This window comes from Pseudomonas sp. C11, from assembly GCF_034683865.1.
In the GTDB taxonomy this organism is placed as follows: Bacteria; Pseudomonadota; Gammaproteobacteria; order Pseudomonadales; family Pseudomonadaceae; genus Aquipseudomonas.
This window is the reverse complement of sequence record NZ_JAWIIP010000048.1, coordinates 1-286: the sequence shown is the minus strand read 5'-3', so window position 1 is coordinate 286 and position 286 is coordinate 1. Positions and strand designations below refer to the sequence as shown.

1 protein-coding gene is annotated in these 286 nt (G+C 62.9%); it reads left to right on the top strand.

The genetic code is table 11. The annotated features are described in order from the left end of the window. Positions 1-126: 126 nt before the first annotated feature. Positions 127-286: GTP-binding protein (locus tag VC352_RS24875; protein ID WP_322982162.1), on the top strand; the 160-nt coding region annotated here is incomplete at its 3' end.

Below are 286 nucleotides of genomic sequence, written 5' to 3'. Positions count from 1 at the left end.
CAGGCCTGGCAGCACGGAGAACAGCAACAGCCATGCACGCATCGTACGAGCTCCATCAAAAATTGCCGGCGACTCTAGCATGCCTGCGCGTTGCAGTCTGTGCAGTGAAGCGCCGACCATAGCGCCATGATCAGTCAAATCCCCACCCACCTGATCGCCGGCCCGTTGGGCGCCGGCAAGACCAGTCTGATCCGCCATCTGTTGGCGCATAAGCCCGCGGACGAACGCTGGGCGGTGCTGATCAACGAATTCGGCCAGATCGGCCTGGACGCGGCCCTGCTCGAGC